The sequence below is a fragment of the Candidatus Halocynthiibacter alkanivorans genome (assembly GCF_003333265.1).
In the GTDB taxonomy this organism is placed as follows: Bacteria; Pseudomonadota; Alphaproteobacteria; order Rhodobacterales; family Rhodobacteraceae; genus Halocyntiibacter_A; species Halocyntiibacter_A alkanivorans.
This window is the reverse complement of record NZ_QOLB01000156.1, coordinates 55,862-71,418: the sequence shown is the minus strand read 5'-3', so window position 1 is coordinate 71,418 and position 15,557 is coordinate 55,862. Positions and strand designations below refer to the sequence as shown.

The 15,557-nt window shown below is 60.8% G+C and carries 17 protein-coding genes; 7 read left to right on the top strand and 10 right to left on the bottom strand.

What is annotated here, in order from left to right; all coding sequences use genetic code 11:
• Window positions 1-40: 40 nt before the first annotated feature.
• The 3 genes from DWA01_RS20570 to DWA01_RS20560 all read left to right on the top strand — a co-directional run bounded on the left by DWA01_RS20570 (window position 41) and on the right by DWA01_RS20560 (window position 3,584).
• Entirely contained in the window at window positions 41-427 is a 387-nt protein-coding gene (locus DWA01_RS20570) for a hypothetical protein (RefSeq protein WP_114287719.1), read from the top strand.
• A 62-nt stretch (window positions 428-489) separates the two neighbouring features.
• On the top strand, window positions 490-2,514 hold the full coding sequence (locus DWA01_RS20565) for an FAD-dependent oxidoreductase (protein ID WP_114287676.1): 2,025 nt from the start codon (window positions 490-492) through the stop codon (window positions 2,512-2,514).
• A 164-nt stretch (window positions 2,515-2,678) separates the two neighbouring features.
• Window positions 2,679-3,584: a LysR family transcriptional regulator gene (locus DWA01_RS20560; protein ID WP_114287675.1), complete on the top strand. Its 906-nt coding sequence runs from the start codon at window positions 2,679-2,681 to the stop codon at window positions 3,582-3,584.
• Window positions 3,585-3,727: 143 nt separating this feature from the next.
• Here DWA01_RS20560 and DWA01_RS20555 read toward each other — a convergent pair whose 3' ends face one another.
• The 5 genes from DWA01_RS20555 to DWA01_RS20535 are packed head-to-tail and all read right to left on the bottom strand — an operon-like array spanning window position 3,728 to window position 7,369.
• Window positions 3,728-4,648: an OmpA family protein gene (locus DWA01_RS20555; protein WP_160116083.1), complete on the bottom strand. Its 921-nt coding sequence runs from the start codon at window positions 4,646-4,648 to the stop codon at window positions 3,728-3,730.
• An 8-nt stretch (window positions 4,649-4,656) separates the two neighbouring features.
• Complete coding sequence (locus tag DWA01_RS20550) at window positions 4,657-5,247, bottom strand: peroxidase-related enzyme (RefSeq protein WP_200832632.1); 591 nt, start codon at window positions 5,245-5,247, stop codon at window positions 4,657-4,659.
• 2 nt (window positions 5,248-5,249) lie between these two features.
• Entirely contained in the window at window positions 5,250-5,978 is a 729-nt protein-coding gene (locus DWA01_RS20545) for a GNAT family N-acetyltransferase (RefSeq protein ID WP_235008637.1), read from the bottom strand.
• Window positions 5,975-6,706, bottom strand: coding sequence for a competence/damage-inducible protein A (locus tag DWA01_RS20540; RefSeq protein ID WP_114287673.1), 732 nt, complete (start codon window positions 6,704-6,706; stop codon window positions 5,975-5,977). Before DWA01_RS20540 ends, DWA01_RS20545 begins: the two co-directional genes overlap by 4 nt.
• A gap of 54 nt (window positions 6,707-6,760) precedes the next feature.
• Entirely contained in the window at window positions 6,761-7,369 is a 609-nt protein-coding gene (locus DWA01_RS20535; protein WP_200832631.1) for a TetR/AcrR family transcriptional regulator, read from the bottom strand.
• Window positions 7,370-7,479: 110 nt separating this feature from the next.
• Here DWA01_RS20535 and DWA01_RS20530 point away from each other — a divergent pair, with 110 nt between their 5' ends.
• The 3 genes from DWA01_RS20530 to map all read left to right on the top strand — a co-directional run bounded on the left by DWA01_RS20530 (window position 7,480) and on the right by map (window position 10,239).
• The gene (locus tag DWA01_RS20530) at window positions 7,480-8,244 is read left to right on the top strand and encodes an SDR family NAD(P)-dependent oxidoreductase (RefSeq protein WP_114287672.1); all 765 of its coding nucleotides are present in this window, start codon (window positions 7,480-7,482) and stop codon (window positions 8,242-8,244) included.
• 362 nt (window positions 8,245-8,606) lie between these two features.
• Window positions 8,607-9,386, top strand: a complete 780-nt coding sequence (locus DWA01_RS20525) for a DNA/RNA nuclease SfsA (protein ID WP_114287671.1) — start codon at window positions 8,607-8,609, stop codon at window positions 9,384-9,386.
• 46 nt (window positions 9,387-9,432) lie between these two features.
• Entirely contained in the window at window positions 9,433-10,239 is an 807-nt protein-coding gene (gene map, locus DWA01_RS20520) for a type I methionyl aminopeptidase (RefSeq protein WP_268807757.1), read from the top strand.
• On the opposite strand, the gene DWA01_RS20515 is transcribed toward map, so the two are convergent.
• The 3 genes from DWA01_RS20515 to DWA01_RS20505 are packed head-to-tail and all read right to left on the bottom strand — an operon-like array spanning window position 10,227 to window position 12,651.
• A complete protein-coding gene (locus DWA01_RS20515) occupies window positions 10,227-10,886 on the bottom strand; it encodes an HAD family hydrolase (RefSeq protein WP_114287670.1) in 660 nt (219 codons plus the stop codon). The two genes, map and DWA01_RS20515, sit on opposite strands and share 13 nt — an antisense overlap.
• The gene (gene rsmD / locus DWA01_RS20510) at window positions 10,883-11,446 is read right to left on the bottom strand and encodes a 16S rRNA (guanine(966)-N(2))-methyltransferase RsmD (protein WP_114287669.1); all 564 of its coding nucleotides are present in this window, start codon (window positions 11,444-11,446) and stop codon (window positions 10,883-10,885) included. Before rsmD ends, DWA01_RS20515 begins: the two co-directional genes overlap by 4 nt.
• Window positions 11,446-12,651: an NAD(P)/FAD-dependent oxidoreductase gene (locus DWA01_RS20505; RefSeq protein ID WP_114287668.1), complete on the bottom strand. Its 1,206-nt coding sequence runs from the start codon at window positions 12,649-12,651 to the stop codon at window positions 11,446-11,448. Before DWA01_RS20505 ends, rsmD begins: the two co-directional genes overlap by 1 nt.
• 92 nt (window positions 12,652-12,743) lie before the next feature.
• On the opposite strand from DWA01_RS20505, the gene DWA01_RS20500 reads away from it, so the two are divergent.
• Window positions 12,744-13,232, top strand: coding sequence for a peroxiredoxin (locus tag DWA01_RS20500; RefSeq protein ID WP_114287667.1), 489 nt, complete (start codon window positions 12,744-12,746; stop codon window positions 13,230-13,232).
• Between the two features lie 128 nt (window positions 13,233-13,360).
• Here DWA01_RS20500 and DWA01_RS20495 read toward each other — a convergent pair whose 3' ends face one another.
• The gene (locus DWA01_RS20495) at window positions 13,361-14,179 is read right to left on the bottom strand and encodes a mechanosensitive ion channel family protein (protein ID WP_114287666.1); all 819 of its coding nucleotides are present in this window, start codon (window positions 14,177-14,179) and stop codon (window positions 13,361-13,363) included.
• 180 nt (window positions 14,180-14,359) lie between these two features.
• Window positions 14,360-15,514: a GNAT family N-acetyltransferase gene (locus tag DWA01_RS20490; RefSeq protein ID WP_114287665.1), complete on the bottom strand. Its 1,155-nt coding sequence runs from the start codon at window positions 15,512-15,514 to the stop codon at window positions 14,360-14,362.
• Window positions 15,515-15,557 lie beyond the last annotated feature (43 nt).

The window sequence follows — 15,557 nt, the reverse complement described above, 5'->3', positions numbered from 1 at the left end:
AAACGCGCCCAATTAAAGTGCTTAGATGAAGGATGCTGTGATGAGCGAGCTGAAACTGACCAAAACCCGCATTCAGGCCGGCGTCTGGGAAGGGATCTTGCACGTGCCGGACAGTGTCGGGGCGCTGCCTGAAATCGAAGTCACCCACCAGGAACAGCCGGTCCCCGGCCATATGCTGAGCGAAGACAGCGACACCGCAGGTCAGTGGCATCTGCGCATCGCCATCCCTCAGGATCTTCTCTCAGACGGGGTGCAGACCTTTTTGATCCACGACAAGGTGAGCGGCGTCAAACTTGGTGATTTCACCGTGATCACCGGCCAGCCGATGCAGGACGATATCCGCGCCGAAATGGATCTTCTGCGTGCCGAACTGGACATGTTAAAACGTGCCTTTCGCCGCCACTGTCTCGAAACACAGAACCTGTGACGCGGCGTCCCTGATGACAGCGCTGCGGCTTTACGCGAGGGTCAAGGCGAAGGAGACCCGCAATGACCCGCTACCCCCACATGCTCGCGCCGCTTGACCTTGGTTTCACCACGCTGAAAAACCGCGTGCTGATGGGGTCCATGCACACCAATCTCGAAGAGCGCGGCGACTGGAACCGGGTGGCGGAGTTCTATGCTGAACGGGCGCGCGGCGGCGTCGGCCTGATTGTCACCGGCGGCATGGCCCCCAACAATGAAGGCGGCGTGTTCCCCGGAGCCGCCGGTCTCTTTAGCGACCAGGACATCGCCAATCATCGTGTGGTCACCGACCGGGTGCATGCCGAGGGCGGCAAAATCGCGATGCAGGTGCTCAACGCCGGGCGCTATGCTTATGGCCCCGGCTGTGTCTCGGCTTCGGCAGTGAAATCTCCGATCTCGCCTTTTCCCCCTGTTGAGCTGGATGAAGCGGGCATTCAGAAACAGCTGGACGACTACGCCACCGCCGCCCGCCGCGCACAGATCGCTGGTTATGACGGTGTCGAAATCATGGGCTCGGAAGGCTATCTGATCAACCAGTTCCTGGTCGAACACACCAACCGGCGCGAGGACAGCTGGGGCGGCTCTTATGAGAACCGCATGCGCTTTGCCATTGAATCGGTGAAACGCTCACGTGCCGCCGTTGGCTCTGATTTCATACTCATTTTCCGCATCTCTCTGATGGATTTGCTGCCCAAAGGTTCGGACTGGGATGAGGTGCTGCAGCTGGCCCGTGCCATAGAGGCCGCTGGCGCCACCATTCTCAACACCGGCATCGGCTGGCATGAAGCGCGCATTCCGACTATCGCCACTTCCGTGCCGCGCGCTGCCTTCAGCTGGCTAACACAAAAGCTGAAGGGCGAAGTGGGCATCCCGGTGATCACCTCCAACCGTATCAATACCCCGGATCTGGCCGAAGAGCTGCTCGCGGATGGCTCTGCCGATATGGTGTCGATGGCGCGCCCCTTCCTGGCCGATGCCGATTTCGTCAACAAAGCCGCCGCAGGCCGTGCCGCTGAAATCGCCCCCTGTATCGCCTGCAACCAGGCGTGTCTTGATCACACGTTCAACGGCAAGCTCACCTCGTGCCTCGTGAACCCGCGCGCTTGCCACGAAACGGAGCTGAACCCGGAACCAGCGGCCACGCCGAAATCCATCGCTGTGGTCGGCGCCGGCCCAGCGGGCCTGTCCGCCGCCATCACCGCCGCCACGCGCGGCCACCAGGTGACGCTGTTTGAGCGCAGTCCTGAGCTGGGCGGCCAGCTTAATCTGGCGCGCCAGATCCCGGGCAAAGAAGAATTCAACGGCCTGGTGGACTGGTACAAAACTATGGTGGCCTTAAGCGGTGTTCGCACGCTGCTGAACACCGAGGCGACACCGGAGCTGCTTGCCGGCTATGACGAGATCATCATCGCCACCGGTGTCACCCCGCGCACGCCCGGTATTGAGGGCGAAACTGGTGCCAATGTGGTCAGCTATATCGACGTGCTGCGCCACCGGGTTCCGGTCGGAAAACGTGTGGCCATCATCGGGGCAGGCGGCATTGGCTTTGATGTCGCCGAATTCCTCACCGTGGGCGACAGCCCGACCGTGAATATTGAGGCCTGGAAACAAGAGTGGGGCGTCACCGATCCGGCGCTGCATCGCGGCGGCATTGCGCCCGGCGGCCCGGCGCCGGACGCGCCGCTGCGCGAAGTCTGGCTGTTGCAGCGCAAGGCGGAAAAACCCGGCAAACGGCTGGGTAAAACCACTGGCTGGATTCACCGCGCCATCTTGCAGATGAAACAAGTGAAGATGCTGGCGGGGGTGAATTACGAATATATCACGCGTGACGGTCTGATGCTGTCGCGCGGAGCTGCGCATGAGGATCCGGAATTGCTTGCGGTCGACACTATCGTGCTCTGCGCCGGGCAGTTGCCGGAACGCAGCCTTGCAGATCAGTTGGAATCAGCCGGGCTGAAACCGCATGTGATCGGCGGCGCCGATGTCGCGGCGGAACTCGACGCCAAACGCGCCATTGATCAGGGCGTCCGGCTCGCTGCCACGCTGTAACCCACTGTTAATCAAGGGGTTGCAGGCTGTTTTACACAGATTTTACGTGTTTCGCATTTCGCAACGATAGCCGTTTTACCCCGGTATTGTCGGGCCTCTGGCCCATTTCGGCCCCAATTGATGCCCATAAATAGGGGGAACCAGACGTAGACGGGTGTTTGAATATGGACCGACTGACAGAAATGGAAGCCTTCGCCACGGTTGTGGATCAGGGCGGTTTTACCGACGCGGCGCGTAAAATGGGGATTTCCAAATCCGCCGTTTCCAAACATGTCTCCTCGCTTGAAGCGCGCCTCGGTGCCCGGCTTCTGAACCGCACCACCCGTCGTGTCAGCCCTACCGAAATCGGCCTCGCCTATTATGACCGCGCCCGCCGGGTGCTCAATGATGCCGGTGAAGCCGACGCGCTGGTGACCTCGATGCAATCGGAACCTTCGGGCCTGCTGCGCATCTCAGTTGCCACCGATTTTGGCGTCAATCACCTGTCGCCGGTTCTTGGGGAATTCCTCACCGATTTCCCCGAGGTGACGGTGAATATGGTGCTGAACAACCGCTATGTGGAGCTGATTTCCGAAGGGTTTGATCTGGCGATCCGCATTGGCGAGCTGGAAGACAGCTCCCTGCGCGCCCGCAAACTGACCGAGAGTTCCAAACGCATGGTCGGCGCGCCGTCCTATTTCGAGAAATTCGGCCGTCCCGCGAAAATCGACGATCTGAATGAGCATAAACTGCTGCATTATTCCAACCAGGCCACTTCAGCTGTGTGGAAACTGACCGCGCCTTCCGGGGAAAAACGTCAGATCCGCACTGCCGGCTGGCTGACGGTGAATGATGGCCAGTCGCTGTTGAATGCCGCGATCTCTGGTCTGGGCATCGCTTACCTGCCCAGCTATCTCTGTGCTTCGGCACTGGAACAGGGGCTGATCGAAGAAGCCATTCCTGAACTGCCGGTGGAAACCCAGGGTATCTATGCGGTTTACCCGCCCGGTCGTTTTACCCAGCCCAAAGTGCGCGCCTTTATTGATTTTCTGGCCCATGCCTTTGCCGATAAAGGCCCCGACGCCTGGTAAGCGCGGCCATATTAAATGAACACCCGCAGGCGGTAACAGCGGGTGTTGTGACTTAAGCCAACATTTCAGGTGGTTCTGGTTCAGCGCCTTTTGGCACGATCACGTGGCAGCGCACGGGGCGCTGCACAGCCCGCGTGACTGGCTCAGCGGGTCGAGGTCAGGATCGCTTCTACCCGGCGGTTTTTAGCCCGGCTCTGATCTTGCAGATTGCTGAAACGCGGCGCCAGAAAACCAACCCCGTCAGCGGCCAGCTGGACCTCCGGCACGCCAAAATCTTTGATCAGCCGCGCCCGCACTGACAGCGCCCGTTTGCGTGACAGGGCAATATTGCCCGCCAGCGCCCCGACCGCATCGGTATGGCCGACAAGCGTCACGCTTTTGTCCGGATTGCGCAGCATATAATCCGCCAGCTGGCTCAGCACGATATCGCCGCCAGGCTCCAGCTCATCTGAGCCCGAGGCAAATTCCACTCCGTCCAGCAGGGCGTATCCGTCGTTTTCCAGCAGTGCGCCCAACTCCTGAGGCGCAGAGCTTTTGGTGGCGGTGACGATCTGCACCACAGGCGTGGCCCCGGCGGTAACCTGGGACAGCTGGATGAAACCGGCCGCCGCGCTGCGGCTGACCATGACGGTGGCATAATCATCACCACGCCGCGCCGACAGGTAGCGGAAATCCCCAAGGTCCACATGCATATCCGGCTCCGGCAGAACCGTCACCGCAAAGCGGAAATCAAAACCGCCACAAGCCTGAGTGGTGCATTCAAAGATCACCTCATAGCCCTGGCCGCTCAGTTCCGCCCGCATCGTGTCCATCAGGGCACGGGTGCTGGCGTCACCGGCAATGCGGAAGGCCTGCTGTTGCAGCGCGCCATCGGCCCGCACCACCTCAACCTGCTGCCCGTTCCACGGCGCCACTGGCACCTGGAAGCTGGTGGAGGCGGTCTGCACCAGAGCCACTGGCTGTGACAGATCCAGCGCCAGCGCCGGGGCGGCCGCCAGGGCCAGGCCGGCCATTGCGACACGGGCCGCTGCCAGGCGGCACAGGGCCGGCGCATATGTCTTCACCGCCGTACTCATCGGGCCTGACCGTGGTAATCAGCGTTGGGCACCATAGCTGTGGCCGAGGCAACCCGGTTGGTCATGTTGTAAAATCCGGTCACGGCAATGATGTCGAAAATATCGCGGTCACTGAAGCCAACGGCACGCAGCGCCTGGCGGTCCTCTTCCGTCACTTCACTGGAGGCGCGGGTGACCTGGGCGGCAAAATCCAGCATCGCGCGCTGGCGGGCGGTCAGATCGGCCACGCGGTAATTCATCACCATCGCTTCGCCCAGCGCCGGATCTCCGGACAGGCTGCGCACGGCGGCGCCATGGGCGACCTGGCAATACCAGCAACGGTTGATTGAGCTGACCACCACCGCGATCATCTCACGTTCCAGTTTGCTCAGCCCGCTCTGGCCCAGCATCAGGTCGTTGTACATGGCAGTAAAGGTGTTCAGCTTCTCGATATCAAACGCATAGGCTTTCAACACGTTTGGCACCATGCCAAGCTTTTGCTGGCACAGCTCAAAATAGTCCTGTGTGTCCTGGGGCAGTGGATTCACCACGGGTAAATCCAGCGCTGTGGCCTGCGGCTCGCTCTTGGTCAATTCTGCCTCATGCATTCTCATCTGATCCGGTAGTGATATGCCCCCACCCGATTCATCTTAAGCTTAGCATACAGCGAGTTTGCGGCATCATTCGCATTTGTCACAATTAGGGCGAAAAACCGCGCACCATTGGTGGTGGACCAGTGTCCGGCTGCACGCAAGATGTTGTTTCCGCAGCCTTGTCGCCGCATCTCCGGGTTAACTTCTATGGCGTGGATCATGGCAATGTCACCGTCCAGCGCCACAAAAGAAACACCAGCGGCGCGGTCCTTATGGCGCGAGAGAATCGCTGTTTTAACCCCCTGTACCCGCGCCATCACCGCCAGGCGCCCGGGACCAATGCCGCCCTCTGCCCAGATTTCGCGCATGATCGCCAGTGGCGGAAATATCTCAAATGAGCTCACCGGTGGTGGCGGGCCAGCGTCAATATCCGCCGCGTCGGCCAGGTAGATCACCACCGGATCAATCACCCGGTAGCCGCGGCGTTCAAGCTCTGCGTCCAGCGCGTCGTCGCCCTCGCGGATCATGAACAGCCGGTCTTGCCCCAGCGCCGTCATCGCTGCCTCAGCCGCGGCAATGTCGCCGGGCTGCCAGTCGCCCTCAGCTGTGGTGGCAGAGACCCGTTTGCCGCCGCCTGCGCCCTCGCGGATCCGCCAGGGGCCTGACCGGCGACTGCCGGCGGCAGGCCAGGTGGCCTCAACCACGTCATAGAGGCGGGCCAGGTCAGGCGCATCTGGCCGGTTCACGCGCAGTCGCCTGCAAATTCGGCCGCCAGCCGGGTCATCGCCGCATCCACCCTGGCGCCATCCTGACCCCGGATGACAATATTGGCACCATAGGCGCCGTCCTGAACAAACGGGTAGGAGCCGATCGAGAGATCAGAGAAATCTTCAGCCAGCGCACCCAATGGCCCGGCAATATCACCTTCGCCGCGGTGAATGCGCAGGTTTTGCGACAGCAGCGGGGCGCCGCCCTTTAAGCCGGGCAGGATGCTGGCAACCATGGCTTTGAACACGCTGGGCACCCCGGCCATCACATGCACGTTTTCAAGCGTAAACCCTGGCGCGATGGACACCGGATTGTCGATCAGCGTGGCCCCGTCCGGGATGCGCGCCATGCGCTGACGGGCCGCGTTGAACTCTTTGCCCTGGGCGGCATAATGCGCTGCCAGCAGGTCGCGCGCATCATCGCGCAGCCCGATTTTCACGCCAAAAGCGGCGGCAATGCAATCGGCGGTGATGTCATCATGGGTCGGGCCGATGCCGCCCGAAGTGACCACCGTGTCATATTGCGCCGCCAGCGCTTTCACCGCGCTGGTGATCGCGCCGGCATCGTCTGATACCATGCGCACCTCGAGCAAATCGACCCCAATACGGGTGAATTCGCCGGCAAGGTAATACATATTGGCATCGCGGGTCCGACCCGAAAGTATCTCGTCGCCAATCACAAGCATAGCGGCTGTCGGGTTTTTCATCACGGCTCTCCTGTTCAGTTGCGGACACCATAACGGAGTTGCCCCCTGCTGCAATCAGTTGCGCCGCGCAAGGATCGCATCAAACAGGGCAGGGTCCTGCATCGTGCGCGCCAGGATCATCGCCCCTTCCAGTGTCGCAATCAGCGACGCCGCCTCTGGGCGTGCCGCCTCAGGCGTGAAACCGGAGCGCGCAAAGACCGTTTCAAGCCAGGCCATATTGCGTTCAAAGAATGCCTGCGCCTCATGGGCGACGGTTTCCGGCAGGCAGGCGATCTGCGCGCCGAACATGCCACAAAGACACATCAGCTCTTCTTGTATCAAAGCCCCTCGGTAGGCCTCAATATAACGCCCAATGGCGATGTCCGGTGCCAGCGCATCCGGCGCGCCAAGCGCCTGTAAAAACCGTTCGGTGTAGCGGCTCGCAATGGCCGCACCCAAAAGCTCTTTGGTGGCAAAGTGGTAATGCACGCTCGCCGGTTTGATGCCGATCTCGGCGGCAATCTCGCGGAAGCTGAAACTGTTATAACCACCGCCGCGCGCCATGCGTTCACCGATGTCCATGATGCGGCTCGCCGTCTCAGAGGGCGGGCTGGCCAGTGGGCTTTTCTGCGGGCCGGTCCTGGCAGTGCTCCGGGGGCCGGGCTGGGGGCGGGTCTGGACCATATGAATCTGTCTCCTTGTCTACCTGCAGATAGATAAGCCTTGCTTTCGCGGCCGTCAACGGGCATAGGTGAGTCGTACAACCTACCTACTGATAGATAGAGGATTTCAAAATGACCACTTCTCCCACCACACTGATCATCGGCGGCTCTTCCGGCATGGGGCTGGAAACCGCCCGCCTCGCCGTCGCCAGGGGCAACCATGTGACCATAATAGGCTCTAATGCAGGGAAACTTGACGCCGCCCGCACCGATCTGGCCAATGACAGCCTGGTAGAAACCCGGGTGCTGGACCTGCGCGACCCTGGCCAGGTCAAAACCCTGATCGCGGAGATCGCGGCGCAGAAACGTCACATCAAACACCTGGTCAACGCCGCCGGCAGCTTTGCGCCCAAAGCGTTCCTTGAGAATGAAGAGGCCGATTACGACGCCTATATGGATCTGAACAAAGCGACGTTTTTCATCACCCGCGCGGTGGCGGAAAACATGAAAAACAACGGCGGCGGCTCCATCGTCAACATCGGCTCCATGTGGGGCAAACAGGCGGTCAAAGCGACGCCCTCCACCGCCTATTCGATGGCCAAAGCCGGGCTGCACGCGATGACCCAGCATCTGGCGATGGAGCTGGCCGACCACGGGATCCGGGTCAACGCCGTGTCCCCCGCCGTGGTGGTGACGCCGATCTATGGTTCTTTTATTGAGCCGTCGGAAATTGAATCCACCCTGACCGGCGCGTTTGACGCCTTCCATCCGATCGGCCGTGTCGGCCGGGCACTGGACGTGGCGAAATCCATCGACTTCCTGCTCTCAGACGACACCTCCTGGGTCACCGGCGCGGTCTGGGACGTGGACGGCGGCGTGCTTGCCGGCCGCAACTGATCCGGTTGAAATGCCAGGGCCGGCGCATCTCTCGCGTCGGCCTTTTTTTGACGGGCCTTCTTGTCGCCCTTGCCAGAGATTTCCCGGGTTCGGCCTTTGCCCCGAAGTCAGTCTTTCCTTTCAGGTCAGTCTTGCCCGGCAGCCCGGACCTTCGTCTGCGCCAGCCTATGGTGACGGGCCGAGTTATCGCCCCCGCCGGCCCAATTCCTCCCATCCCCGGTCCAGCCTTTACCCCGGGGCCAGTCTCCCGCTGGCGCCGCCCGTCCTGCCACCGGTCTTCCCCACAGGCCAGCCTTCCCCACAAGCCAGTCTGTCCTACAAGTCAACCTTTCCACACGGACTGCAGGCCGCTATCAAAGGGCATGAAATTTACCACGCCCCTGATCCCCGCCACTTTGCTCCGCCGTTATAAACGGTTCCTCGCTGACATCCGGCTGGAGGACGGGCGTGAAGTCACCGCCCATTGCCCCAATCCCGGCTCGATGATGGGCATGGCAGAGCCCGGCACCAGGCTCTGGGTCGAACCCAATACGGACCCGAAAAAGAAGCTGGATTACGGCTGGCGCCTGTCGCAATACCCGGGCGCCTTTGTCATCACCGACACCTCGCTGGCCAACCGGATTGTGGCAGAAGCCCTGTGTTCGGGTCGCATTCCGGAGCTGGCGGGTTATGCAGATATCCGCCCGGAAGTGAAATACGGCGACGCCTCACGGGTGGATTTCCTGCTGAGCGGGGCGACGCCCGGTTCTGCGACAGACGCAGCGTCAGGCGCCGCGACTGATGCCACCCCAGGCCCCGGACCGGGCACCAGAGCGGACTGCTATGTGGAGGTGAAATCGGTCACCCTGTCGCGCCGTCCGGGCCTCGTGGAATTTCCCGACAGCGTCACCAAACGCGGCGCGAAACACCTGGACGAACTGGCCACGATGTTCGCCCTGGGCCACCGTGCGGTTATGCTCTTTCTGGTGGCGCGCGACGACTGCCAAAAGGTCACCCTGGCGCGCGACATTGACCCGGCCTATGCGCAAGCCTTCGCAAAAGCCCGTGCTGCGGGGGTGGAAACCCTGTGTTATGATACCCATATCAGCGCCAGTGAAATCACTCTGCGCGCACCGGTGGTATTCGATCCGGATCTGACATAAAACAGCGCGCGAACATCTGGTATTCCTCCCACACTGGAGACAGCTCTTGGACGACAGTCACCGCGGCCGCATCACCAAAGACGGCATCCGTATTCACAGCCCCGCCGATTTTGCCGGCATGCGCGCCGCCGGACAGGTGGCAGCGCAGATCCTTGACGAGGTGGCGGCGCTGATCGAACCTGGTGTCAGCACCGGTACGCTGGACGCGTTCATCACCCGCCGGGTGACCGAACTGGGAACCACTTCGGCCACCATCGGCTACAAAGGCTATCAGCACGCCTCCTGCATCTCGGTGAACCACGTGGTCTGCCACGGCATCCCCGGCGACAAGAAACTGAAAGACGGCGATATCCTCAACATCGATGTCACGGTGATTCTGGACGGCTGGTTTGGCGACACGTCGCGCATGTATGTGGCGGGCAAACAGTCGCGCAAAGCGGAAAGGCTGATCCAGGTCACCCATGATTCGCTGTTTGAAGGCATCAACGCGGTGAAACCGGGCAACACATTTGGCGACATCGGTCACGCCATTCAGAAATACGCCGAAGGCAACCGGATGTCAGTGGTGCGTGACTTCTGTGGCCATGGTCTGGGCCGGGTGTTCCACGCGCCGCCCAACGTGCTGCACTATGGCCGTCCCGGCACCGCTTCTGTGCTGGAAGAGGGCATGTTTTTCACCATCGAGCCGATGATCAACCTGGGGCGCGCCGAAACCAAAGTTCTGGGCGATGACTGGACCGCAGTAACGCGCGACAAATCGCTGTCCGCCCAGTTTGAACATTCCATCGGCGTCACCAAAGATGGCTGCGAGATTTTCACCCTGTCACCCGCCGGGAAATTTCACCCGACCTGAGGCTGAAACCCCAGCAGCGGCAGCAGATCATGCATATGAGAAATTACCTCAGCGCCATGTTTTTCCAGGCGCTGAGCATCATCCTGATCATCATAGCCGATCGCGCGCATGCCGGCGCGTTTTGCGGCGATGACGCCGGCGGGACTGTCATCAATCATCACGCAATGTTCCGGCGCCACACCCATGTGGCGCGCCGCGATCAGCAGCAGTTCCGGCTCCGGCTTCGCGGTGTCATAGCGATGCGCCGAAAAGATCCGCCCTTCAAACCGCTGCAAAAGGCCAGACGGCGCCAGTGTCACATCCATCTTGTCTTCAGGCCCGTTTGAGGCGACACAGCACGGCACCCCAAGCGCCTCCAGTTGGTCGAGCGCAGCAACTATACCGTCAATCACCGCCACGCCCTGTTTCAGCACAGCAAACATTTCACTATAGATTTCGCTTAGCCAGTTCTCCGGCAGATCGGCCCCCAGCCGCTGTGCCTGATGACCCGCAGCTTCCATGGTGCCACCGACAAACAGTGACAGGCAGTCCTTTGGCGTGATGGCCAGCCCGTAGCGGGCCAGGTTCTGCGAAATCACCGTATTGGTGGTATGCTCCGTATCAACCAGCACGCCATCACAATCAAAAATTACCAGGCCCGGGGTCATAATTCCCGCTCCATAAAGGCGATATGGGTGCTGCCGTATTTGCGGCAATCGAGCCGCCGGAACCCCAGGGGCGCCATCTGCGGCACCTCGTCCTCAAACACCACCAGCGCGTTATCGGCGATCCAACCACCACGCAGCGCCGCTTCCAATGCGTCTTCCCCCAGGCCCTTGCCATAAGGCGGGTCGAGAAACACCAGGTCATAGGGCGCGCCGGAATTTGTATCCAACCTCGTCGCATCCCGTTTCACCACTGTGCTGCGATCCTGCGCCCGGCACAGGGTGACGTTTTCGCGGATCAGCGACAGCGCCTTGCGCCCGTCATCGACCAGCGTCACGTGTGATGCGCCGCGCGACAGAGCTTCCAGCCCCAGCGCGCCGGTGCCGGCAAACAAATCCAGCACCCGCTTCCCATAGATCGGATTGCCATAGGCGCCGCCCATCAGCACGTTGAACAGGCTTTCGCGCACCCGGTCGGTGGTCGGGCGCAGATGCGCGCCCTCATCCCCGGCACCAACACTGGCCAGTTTTTTGCCGCGCAGCTCGCCCGCAATAATCCGCATCAGGCCCTCAGCAGGGTTTTGAGCACCACAGCGGCGTCGGAGACCACGTCAGGTGCCGGCGATTTGCCGGCCTCGATCAGACGCTTGCCCACCATATAGGCCTTTGCATCATTCATCGCATCCACAGCAATCAGCGTCTCACCCGCATAATACCAGAACGACAACCCATCGCCATCATGCCGCTCAGCAATATGGTCATAGCCAGTGGACAGACCGGCGATCTGCAGTTTCACCTCATACTGATCGGACCAGAACCAGGGTTTGGGCACATAGGCTTTCGCCGCGCCCAGCATGTTCGCTGCCACCAGTTCGGCCTGATCAATGGCATTGCCGACGCTTTCCAGCCGGATCTGCTGCCCCATATGGGGGAACGAGGCACAATCGCCCGCAGCCCAGACCCCGGGCACCGAACATTGGCCGTGGGTGTCGGTCTTGATGCCATTTTCCAGCGCAATGCCTGCGGCCTCAGCGATGCTGCTGTCGGGCGTGATGCCAACGCCGACGATGACAAAATCCACCGCCAGCTCAGAGCCGTCAGAAAGCACAGCGCCAGACACATGGCCCTCGCCGGTCAGATGCGACAGGCCGGTGCCTTCGCGGATATCCACCCCGTGGCCCTGATGCAGGGTGCGGAAATAATCTGACGTCTGCGGCGCCGCCACCCGTTGCAGTATGCGGTTCGACATTTCAACCAGCGTGACCCTGAGCCCCTTTTTGGCCGCCACCGCCGCCGCCTCAAGCCCGATGTAACCGCCACCAACAATCAACACGGATGCGCCTTCCACAAGGCGCGGCGCCATCGCGTCCGCATCCGCCAGATCGCGCATCACAAACACCCCGTCCAGCGCGCCACCAATAGAGGCGGGCAGGTGGCGCGGGCTGGAACCGGTGGTAAAGGCCAGCTGGTCCCAGGGCAGCGTCTCGCCATTCACAGTGACGGTTTTACCCACCGCATCCACCGCCTCGACCGGCGCGCCAAGACGCAGCTCAATATTCTGCTCTGCGTAAAATTCATCGGAACGCAGATAGAGACGCTCCAGCGGCATCTCGCCCAACAAATAGGCTTTGGACAGGGGCGGGCGCTGATAGGGCGGCTCGGTTTCCGCCCCGATCAGCGTCACCTGGCCTCCGTAACCCAGGGTACGCAGTTTCACCGCCAGGGACTGCCCGGCCTGGCCGGCGCCAAGAATAATAATACCGCTCATGGAAATCCCCTTAGGTCATTGTTGCCAGGCACCCTATATCGACTGCAGATGAAATGACAATCACGCAGGCGCGAGCAAAAGGAATGAGAGTTATGACAATACAGACAGGTGATCGCATTGCCCCGGCAACACTGATGCAACTCGGTGCCAATGGCCCGGAAACCGTAGCACTGGCCGACAAGCTGGCCGGGCGCAAAGTGGTTCTGTTCGCGCTGCCCGGCGCGTTCACCCGCACGTGTTCCGCGGCGCATTTGCCTGGCTTTATGCGCAACCGTGACGCGTTCCTTGCCAAAGGGGTGGACGAGGTTATCTGCGTCTCGGTGAACGATCCCTTTGTAATGGCCGCCTGGGGGGAAGCCAGTGGCGCAAGCAATGCCGGGATTACGATGTTGGCGGATGCGGACGGCAGTTTTACCGCCGCAATGGGGATGGAGTTCAGTGCTGCAGCGACCGGGCTTTTCGGCCGCTCCCAGCGCTACGCCATGCTGATCAGTGACGGGGTGGTCAAGGTGCTGCATGCCGAGGCAAAGCGCGGCGTCTGTGACATCTCTTCAGCCGAGACAATGCTCGCCGCCGTTTGACGTTCACGATCTGTGTCCGGTTTTGCACAACCCATGCCCTGAAATGTGCAATTTGTACAAAACTCCGGGCAGAAAGGCGCCACGCAATTAAGCCGTGGCGCCCGCAAACTGGCTCTGATCAGGCGGGATCAGCTCTGAATAAGCGTCCGGGTCGGGAAGGGGATGTCGATGCCGCCGGTATCCAGCGCTTCTTTGACCTGGCGGGTCATATCGGTCTTGAACGCGAACAGATCGCCCCGGTCACACCAGGCCCGGACCAGAAAATCAACTGAGAAATCACCAAGCGTTGCCACCTGGATGAACAGCGCCGGATCCGCCTTGGCGCGCGGGTCGGCCATGATCACGTCGCGGATGATTTTTTCGGCATCCGCCAGGTTGGATCCGTAAGACACACCAAAAGTCCACTCCGCCCGGCGGGTTTCGTAGTAGGAAAAGTTGGTGACCGATCCCCCCCAAATACCACCGTTAGGGACGATGACCTGCACATTATCTGGTGTCGCCAGCTCGGTGGTGAACAGGCTGATGGCCTTTACGGTGCCGCTTTCTCCAGCCGCAGTGATGTAATCCCCAAGCTTGAAAGGACGGAACATGATCAGCATCACCCCGGCCGCAAGGTTGGACAAAGTGCCCTGCAGTGCCAGGCCGACCGCCAGACCCGCCGCACCCATAAGCGCCACCAGCGAGGTGGTTTGCAGCCCGAACACCCCCAGGATCGCCACTCCGGCCAGCGCCAGAATGCCATAGCGCACCAGCGAGCCGACAAAAGTGAACAGCGTGTCGTCAATCTCTTCATGTTTCAGCGCAACCGCGATGATGCGGTTTTTCACCAGACCGCCGATCCAGATCGAGGCGATCAGGATTACAAAGGCATAAAGAACGTTCATGCCCACATTGATAACTGTGCCCATATAGGCGTCGATAAACTGGTTAATCTGCTCGTTTTCCATGCCCTGCGATCCATTTTTGTTGCGGGTTTGATGTCGCTTTTCGTCACCATAGCCTGATTACACGCCAGCAGGCAAAGCTCAACTTTTTCGGGTGAATGTCCAGCCCGTGCAGGGGTTTATGTGTTCCAATGCAGGGGCAGGTCGCGGGCCAGAAACAGCCTGCCTGATGCGAACCGCCGCCTATTCGTCCGCCGGAGTGTTTTTAAACGGGCCATAGCTGGTCAGGATTTCGATGTCCTGGCCCACCGCCTGGCGCTCCTGCACCAGATAATCGGCGACCGCCTCACGAAATCCGGGTTCGGATATCCAGTGCAGTGAATTGGTTTTATTGGGCAAATAGCCACGCGCCAACTTGTGTTCGCCCTGGGCGCCGGCTTCAACGCGGACAAGCCCGTGGTTGATTGCCCAGTCCATTGCCTGATAATAACACAGTTCAAAATGCAGGCAGGGATGGTGCTCGGTGCAGCCCCAATAACGCCCGTAAAGCGTTGTTTGCCCAATGAAGTTCAGCGCGCCGGCCACCGGCACCCCGTCGCGCAGCGCCAGCACCAGCATCACGTCATCGCGCATCGTCGCCTGCACCTGGTTGAAAAAGTCCCGGGTCAGATAGGGCTGGCCCCATTTGCGCGACCCGGTGTCCTGATAAAACTGCCAGAACGCGTCCCAGTGGCGGGGCTCAAGCGCGTCCCCGGTCAGGCAGATGATCTCACCACCAAAAGCCTGCGCTTGCTTGCGTTCTTTGCGGATCTGCTTGCGTTTGCGCGCCGACAGGGCATTCAAAAATGCGTCAAAATCGGCGTATCCGTTGTTTTCCCAGTGAAACTGCTGATCTTCCCGGCGCAGCAGACCCATCGCTTCCCCTGCATCGGCCTCGGTCTCTGTGCAAAAGGTGATGTGCAGCGAGGACAGCTCATTGCCGGCGGCAAGCTGAACCGCGCCCTGAATAAGTGCCGATTGCCCCACCATTTCAAACCCGGACCGGGTCAGCAGACGCCGCCCTGCCACCGGGGTGAAGGGCACTGCGATCTGCAGTTTCGGGTAATAGCGCCCGCCGGCATTTTCCAGCGCCCGGGCCCAGCCATGGTCAAACACATATTCGCCCTGGCTGTGGGATTTGCCATAAAGAGGGGCCGTTGCAATGATTTGCCCCTCCTGGCGCGCCACCAGATGATGCGGTGTCCAGCCCGTGCCCGGTCCGACCGAGCCGGATACCTCCAGCGCCAGTAAAAACCGGTGGCTGACAAACGGATCTTCAGCCCCGGCACAGAGATCCCACTCTGCAGCGGCGATCTGATCCATTCCGCTCAGAACACTGATCTCTGTACCCTGGCTCATAACATGCAGTTCCGTTGTTCCGCCCGAGAATGTGGACCGGTCA

Excerpts from the sequence above, each read along its gene's own strand:
- DWA01_RS20530 (WP_114287672.1), top strand. The coding sequence starts at position 7,480 with ATGACCACTTCTCCCACCACACTGATCATCGGCGGCTCTTCCGGCATG.
- DWA01_RS20560 (WP_114287675.1), top strand. The coding sequence starts at position 2,679 with ATGGACCGACTGACAGAAATGGAAGCCTTCGCCACGGTTGTGGATCAG.
- DWA01_RS20570 (WP_114287719.1), top strand. The coding sequence starts at position 41 with ATGAGCGAGCTGAAACTGACCAAAACCCGCATTCAGGCCGGCGTCTGG.
- DWA01_RS20490 (WP_114287665.1), bottom strand. The coding sequence starts at position 15,514 with ATGAGCCAGGGTACAGAGATCAGTGTTCTGAGCGGAATGGATCAGATC.
- DWA01_RS20515 (WP_114287670.1), bottom strand. The coding sequence starts at position 10,886 with ATGACCCCGGGCCTGGTAATTTTTGATTGTGATGGCGTGCTGGTTGAT.
- DWA01_RS20525 (WP_114287671.1), top strand. The coding sequence starts at position 8,607 with ATGAAATTTACCACGCCCCTGATCCCCGCCACTTTGCTCCGCCGTTAT.
- DWA01_RS20540 (WP_114287673.1), bottom strand. The coding sequence starts at position 6,706 with ATGAAAAACCCGACAGCCGCTATGCTTGTGATTGGCGACGAGATACTT.
- DWA01_RS20565 (WP_114287676.1), top strand. The coding sequence starts at position 490 with ATGACCCGCTACCCCCACATGCTCGCGCCGCTTGACCTTGGTTTCACC.
- rsmD (WP_114287669.1), bottom strand. The coding sequence starts at position 11,446 with ATGCGGATTATTGCGGGCGAGCTGCGCGGCAAAAAACTGGCCAGTGTT.
- DWA01_RS20500 (WP_114287667.1), top strand. The coding sequence starts at position 12,744 with ATGACAATACAGACAGGTGATCGCATTGCCCCGGCAACACTGATGCAA.
- DWA01_RS20505 (WP_114287668.1), bottom strand. The coding sequence starts at position 12,651 with ATGAGCGGTATTATTATTCTTGGCGCCGGCCAGGCCGGGCAGTCCCTG.
- DWA01_RS20535 (WP_200832631.1), bottom strand. The coding sequence starts at position 7,369 with ATGGTCCAGACCCGCCCCCAGCCCGGCCCCCGGAGCACTGCCAGGACC.
- DWA01_RS20550 (WP_200832632.1), bottom strand. The coding sequence starts at position 5,247 with ATGCATGAGGCAGAATTGACCAAGAGCGAGCCGCAGGCCACAGCGCTG.
- DWA01_RS20495 (WP_114287666.1), bottom strand. The coding sequence starts at position 14,179 with ATGGAAAACGAGCAGATTAACCAGTTTATCGACGCCTATATGGGCACA.